Genomic DNA, 4,810 nt, shown 5'->3' with positions numbered 1-4,810 from the left:
GTCGCCCCGGACACCAGCCCACGCGGCGATGACGTGGCCGATGCCGAGGGCTATGACCTGGGCAAGGGCGCGGGTTTCTATCTCAACGCCACACAGCAGCCGTGGGCCAAGCACTACCGCATGCACGACTACGTCGCTCACGAGCTGCCGGCGTTGATCGAGGCGGGTTTCCCGGCCACCGACGCACGAGGCATCAGTGGCCATTCGATGGGCGGCCATGGCGCGCTGGTGATCGCGCTGCGCAACTCCGGCCGCTACCGCAGCGTGTCGGCGTTCTCGCCGATCGTGGCACCCAGCCACGTGCCGTGGGGGCAGAAGGCATTCGCCGCCTACCTTGGTGACAACCCGGCCGACTGGGCGCAGTGGGATGCCTGCGAACTTGTGGCCCACGCCGGCGAGCGCTTGCCGCTGCTGGTTGACCAGGGCGAGGGGGATGAGTTCCTGCACAGCCAGCTGCAGCCGCAGCGCCTGCAGCAGGCCTGCGATGCTGCCGGTCATCCGCTGAGCCTGCGCCTGCAGCCCGGCTACGACCACAGCTATTACTTCATCGCCAGCTTCATCGGCGAGCACATCGCGCACCACGCCCGCGCGCTGCACGCCTGACGTTTTGCTGGTAGTGCCGGCCGCTGGCCGGCAACCTGCAGACCCGTGATTCCCTGGGGTTGCCGGCCAGTGGCCGGCACGACCAGAGCGTGTGCCCGGAGTGCCGTTTTGCCGCAGTGGATCACGCCGCTGTGGCGTGCCGGCGCGCTATCGTGCCGCCATACGGCCTTGCGCATGGGGGATGCATGCTGGTTGTGCTGGCGCTGATGTTCCTGATCTGCCATGGCGTGGTCGTGGCGTTCTGGCCGGGTGCGGCCGGTGAGGGATCGTTCGTGTTCCTGACCGTGGCACCCCTGCTGGCGGCTGCGGCCTGCCTGTGGCGCGGTCAGCGCGACCGTGCTGCGCTGGGCTGGCGTGCCACTGCAGTGGCGCTGCTGCTCTGGGCCGGTGGCATGGCCTTCAACATGGCCGACGCACTGGGCGCCGGACGGGCCGACATCACCCCGCGCGCCAGCCTGCTGCTGTATGTGCTGTACGGTGTGCCGCTGGTGTTCATCCTGGCCCGCGCCCGTCGCGAACGCTGGACCATCAGCCTGATCGACGGCGTGATGGCGGCCCTGCTGGGCGTGTTGTTCTTCGTGCATACCCAGTCCTTCGCCGACCGCATCGATATCGACGACCAGGCGATGGCGCACATGCAGCGCATGTTCGACATCCAGAACCTGTGCATCGCCGGTTTCGCGGTGGTGCGCTGGGTCGCCGGCGATGCGCCTGAACGGCGCAGCTTCTACCGCGCGCTGGCGCTGTATGCGCTGTCCTATCTGCTGCTGGCGTTCTACATCAATCACTACACCGCCGAGCAGTCGTTCGGCGCCTACAACGATCTGCTGATCGACCTGCCGTTCCTGCTGCTGGCGCTGCTGGCGCTGCGTCAGGCACCCGCACCGGGCTTCGTGCTGCATCCTCGCCTGCTGCGATTGGTGCAGGCCGGTGGACCGATCATCCTGCCCTTGTTGCTGCTGGTGGTCGGCACCCTGGTGGTGGACCACGCGCGGCCGTTGGCGCTGACCGGGTTCGTGGTGGCAACGCTTGGCTTCAGCCTGCGCAGCACGTTGCTGCAGCTCGACCTGCTGGAACGACAGGCCGGCCTGGATCAGATGGCGCGGCAGGATGGCCTGACCGGCGTAGCCAATCGCCGTCAGTTCGATACGCTGCTGCTGGCCGAATGGAACCGGGCGCGTCGCAGCGGCAGCGAACTGGCATTGCTGCTGGTGGACATCGACCATTTCAAGGCATTCAACGACGAGCACGGTCATCCTGCCGGCGACCGCTGCCTGCAGGCGGTGGCCGCGGTGCTGCAGGCCACCGCCGGGCGCGCGGCCGACAGCGTGGCGCGCTATGGCGGTGAGGAATTCGCGGTGATCGTGCCCGGCAGCCCACTGTCGGGTGTGCTGGCGCTGGCCGAGCGCCTGCGCGAGGCGGTGGAAGCGCTGCCGCTGCCGGAAGGCCGGGTCAGCATCAGCGTGGGCGTGGGTTACCTGCATCCGCCGGCGCTGGCCACCGCCGAACAGTTGCTGGCCGATGCCGATGCCGGCCTGTACGCGGCCAAGCGTGCGGGCCGCAACCAGGTGATCCTGCACGCACACGTGCTGGACGACGACGGGGGCGCGCACGACACGCTGGACTGTTGAGCATGGCTGCGCGACTGCCACGGCAGGAAAGTGCGTGGTTGATCGGGGCTGGCGCGACCGCCCGGTCGGATCCAGCAGGCGCAGGCGTTGCCGGCCAGCGGCCGGCACTCCCCTGGCAGGCAGCCCGCGTCAGGCCGCCGCAGGCCAGTACATTGCCATGCTGGCGATACCTACGGATCACGTGTTTCCACCAGCACCGGGCAAGGCGCATGGTCGATCGTCCATTGCCCCACCGAGGGCTCGAACAGGCGCTGCAGGCGTGACAGATGGCGGTGGCCGATGACGATCAGGTCGCATTGCAGGCGACGCGCCTGCGCGCTGATCACTTCGCCWGGRTCGCCGSARGGCAGCTGTGCGATGGCGTCCACGCCGCGYTCGCGCAGCTCGGCCAGGGCGTCGGCCAGTACCGCTTCGGCATGCGCCTGCTGCCGGGCGGCGGCGGGATACTCACGGCGGTCGGCATCGGTGGCACCAGCGGCCAGTGCGAATTCGGGGTCAAGCACGCACAGCAGGTGCAGGCGGCTGCGGGGGCCGGCCATGGTGGCGGCCAGGTCCAGCACGCGGTCGTGCTGGGGGCCGCCATCAAGCGCGACCAGCAGGGTGTTGAACATRGAAAGCTCCTTTGCAGGGCGCTGATGGTCGCTGATGTCGTCGCGCGCACCCATGCCGTGCGCCGCAGTCAATGCGTGCGTACAACGCAATTATGGATGATCTGGATTGCAGTAGAGTCATCCCATTTGCGGGAGACTGCCATGCCCTTGCCGGACCTGAACCTGTTGCTGGCACTGGATGTGCTGATCGACGAATGCAGCGTGGCGGCCGCTGCGCGACGGATGAATCTCAGTGCGCCGGCGATGAGCCGTACCCTGGGCCGGGTACGGGTAGCCCTGGGTGATCCGGTGCTGGTGCGCGCCGGCCGTGGGCTCGCTCCCACGCCACGCGCGCTGGAACTGCGTGAGCAGGTGCGCGATGTGATCGAGCAGGCACACCGCGTGTTCAATGCGGGCCGCGAGGTCGACATGGTCACGCTGGAACGAACGTTCAGCGTGCGCGCCAACGATGTGTTCATCGGCAGCTATGGCGGCCGCCTGCGTGATGTCTTCCGCCAGCAGGCACCGCGCTGCATGCTGCGCTTCGTGCCCGAAGGCGATACCGATGACGATGCGATGGTGCAGGGGCGGATCGACCGGGACATCAGCACGGCCGGCAAGCACAGCCCGGAAACCAAGGTGCAGCACCTGTTCACCACCTCGCTGCTGGGCGCGGCACGCGAGGATCATCCGTTGTTCGACGGCGACATCAGTGTCGAGCGCTTCGCCGCGTGCGACCACATCGCCGTGTCCCGGCGCGGGCTTGCGCATGGCCCGATCGACGAAGAGCTGGCAGCGCTTGGCCTGCAACGACGGGTGGCGGTGGTCATCCCTACCTTCCACGGCGCGATCTTTGCTGCCGCCGATTCGGACCTGGTGCTGCCGCAGATGCCAAGCGTGATGCTCGACCGCATCACCCGCATGGGCCTGCCGCTGCGGATGTTCCCGCTGCCGGTGCCGGTGCGGACCGTAGCGCTGGTGCAGGCCTGGCACCCACGCATGGACAACGACCCGGCCCACCAGTGGCTGCGGCGGGCGATCAAGGGCATGTGCGATTCGGTCGAGGCGGCCCACCACTGATTGCCCGCGGGCGTGCGTTGTACGCACGCCTGCGATGCCGGGCACGCCATTTTTCGCAGGCAACGGCCTTTCTAGACTGCGCTCCCGAAAGTTTCACTGAGCGCAATCCAATGTCTCCATATATGCCGTGTACTGCACGGATCGGCAGCCGGCAGTGAGCACGCCGGCCGCCATGCCCGCGGCGCCGGCAGCGCCCCGGCCCGTCGCTGCCCCCGGCTTCGACCGGCGCATCCTGGTTGGGCTGTGCGGTGTGCTGCTGGCAGTGCTGGTGTCGGGTTTCAACGAGAACGTCACCAAGGTCGCGCTGGCCGACATCCGCGGTGCGATGGGTTTCAGCGTCGATGACGGCAGCTGGATCGTGGCGCTGTACAGCGCCATGTCGGTCAGCGCGATGGCATTCGCACCGTGGTGCGCAGCCACCTTCTCGCTGCGCCGCTTTGCGCTGGCGATGATCGGCGGCTTCATGGTGCTGGGCGTGCTGTGCCCGCTCGCCCCCAACCTGCAGACCTTTCTGCTGCTGCGCGCATTGCAGGGCCTGTGTGGGGGCGCGTTGCCGCCGCTGCTGATGAGCGTGGCGCTGCGCTTCCTGCCGCCGGGCATCAAGCTGTACGGTCTGGCCGCCTACGCACTGACCGCCACCTTCGGGCCGAGCATGGGCACCCCGCTGGCCGCATTCTGGGTGGAGCAGGTGGGCTGGCACTGGGCGTTCTGGCAGATCGTGCCGTATTGCCTGGCGGCGATGGCGATGGTCGGCTGGGGCCTGCCACAGGATCCCCTGCGGCTGGAGCGCTTCGCACAGTTCAACGGCGTCGGCCTGATGCTCGGCCTGCCGGCGCTGGTGCTGCTGGTACTGGGCCTGGTGCAGGGCCCGCGCCTGAACTGGTTCGACTCGTCGTTGATCACGCT

The 4,810-nt window shown here is 68.2% G+C and carries 5 protein-coding genes; 4 read left to right on the top strand and 1 reads right to left on the bottom strand.

The genetic code is table 11. The features are described from left to right. Positions 1 to 603: S-formylglutathione hydrolase (fghA, locus tag AC1VAN_RS11560; protein WP_480985842.1), on the top strand; the 603-nt coding region annotated here is incomplete at its 5' end. 185 nt (positions 604 to 788) lie between these two features. Further along, positions 789 to 2,234, top strand: coding sequence for a GGDEF domain-containing protein (locus AC1VAN_RS11555; protein ID WP_032975412.1), 1,446 nt, complete (start codon positions 789 to 791; stop codon positions 2,232 to 2,234). 170 nt (positions 2,235 to 2,404) lie between these two features. Here the strand turns inward: AC1VAN_RS11555 and AC1VAN_RS11550 are convergent, their stop codons facing one another. Further along, on the bottom strand, positions 2,405 to 2,845 hold the full coding sequence (locus AC1VAN_RS11550; RefSeq protein ID WP_480985841.1) for a universal stress protein: 441 nt from the start codon (positions 2,843 to 2,845) through the stop codon (positions 2,405 to 2,407). Between the two features lie 141 nt (positions 2,846 to 2,986). On the opposite strand from AC1VAN_RS11550, the gene AC1VAN_RS11545 reads away from it, so the two are divergent. Together AC1VAN_RS11545 and AC1VAN_RS11540 are read left to right on the top strand one after the other, a co-directional pair. Then, positions 2,987 to 3,904: a LysR family transcriptional regulator gene (locus AC1VAN_RS11545; protein ID WP_480985840.1), complete on the top strand. Its 918-nt coding sequence runs from the start codon at positions 2,987 to 2,989 to the stop codon at positions 3,902 to 3,904. A gap of 154 nt (positions 3,905 to 4,058) precedes the next feature. Then, a partial coding sequence (locus tag AC1VAN_RS11540; RefSeq protein WP_480985839.1) for an MFS transporter occupies positions 4,059 to 4,810 on the top strand: 752 nt, incomplete at its 3' end.

Source organism: Stenotrophomonas sp. 05L44_2, assembly GCF_056665995.1.
The sequence above is the reverse complement of the archived record's forward strand: the minus strand, read 5'-3'. Positions and strand labels throughout refer to the sequence as shown.

What these genes read in the sequence shown, in the direction of transcription:
- AC1VAN_RS11555 (WP_032975412.1), top strand. Translation starts at nt 789, where the DNA reads ATGCTGGTTGTGCTGGCGCTGATGTTCCTGATCTGCCATGGCGTGGTC.
- AC1VAN_RS11545 (WP_480985840.1), top strand. Translation starts at nt 2,987, where the DNA reads ATGCCCTTGCCGGACCTGAACCTGTTGCTGGCACTGGATGTGCTGATC.